Genomic DNA, 992 nt, shown 5'->3' with positions numbered 1-992 from the left:
ATACAGATAGGTAAGGGTTTGAAGTTATCGCTCCCTTTTCCCCCTGTTCACACCGTACATGCGACTTTCACCGCATACGGCGTTCCAACTAATCCAATTCATTCAATTCTATGTATTATTAGATTTGACTTTGCTTTCTTCCGAAATCAAATTACTTGATTATGACATTGTAATCGAAGCTCATTCAGTTTTCCTAATTGCTTTTTAGAGAGATTTAAGATTTTTATTAATGCTTTAATCTTATCGTTGTCTTTCATGTGTACTAGTCTATGGACTGATTCATGCAGTATTACTAGATTAGAAAATGAATCATCTTTTGAAAGATGATAAGGATTCTTATGGTGGCAATGCCAATCATTTAGACCTAGTTTTACTCTGGAAATGGTACACTTACCATACTGAGCGATAAATTTGCTTATTCGATTGTCGTTATATTCAATTGTCCGATTTGGAATAAAACTTTTCATGATGTAAGATAAGACATCTTTATTTATAGCTTTTAACCCTTTGTGTATCTTTTCTCTACCTTCGGTCGTGTAATTGCACGTATCCTGGGAAAAACACAAATTCGTTTTATATTTTTGGGCATGAATGGGAACAAACACCATGTTTTGTATCTTATACAGTTTGCATTTGTATCCTTTATACCTCTTTTGTAATGTCTTGGTCATGTCATGAAATTCTGCGTCAGTTCTAAGAATCTTTAGGCGATTATACATCGTTTTTCGTAGATAAGAGTTTAACTCATTAAGATTTATCGTAATTCTAGTGGCTGCTGAATAGTAATTTTGTATCCCCATAACGATCGTGTTAAAATTCCAAACGGTTTGATTACTAGGATGTTTCTGAACAGCTTTGATTGCTTCTTTTATTTTGTTAGAAGCATTGAGTTTTGCATTTTTAGACATATTTGACTTGGCTACATAGCCGAACCTCGTTTTACCCTTTCTTACTGCTTTAATGGAGAAACCGAGAAATTCGGAAGAATTTTT

The 992-nt window shown here is 33.7% G+C and carries 1 protein-coding gene; it reads right to left on the bottom strand.

From position 1 onward, the window contains the following. Positions 1-146: 146 nt before the first annotated feature. Positions 147-992 (bottom strand): HNH endonuclease signature motif containing protein (locus D2K62_RS18630; RefSeq protein ID WP_232828049.1); only part of this gene is annotated, 846 nt, incomplete at its 5' end.

The sequence above is a fragment of the Paraliobacillus sp. X-1268 genome (genome assembly GCF_003426095.1).
In the GTDB taxonomy this organism is placed as follows: Bacteria; Bacillota; Bacilli; order Bacillales; family Amphibacillaceae; genus Paraliobacillus_A; species Paraliobacillus_A zengyii.
This window is presented reverse-complemented; position numbering and strand designations above follow the sequence as displayed.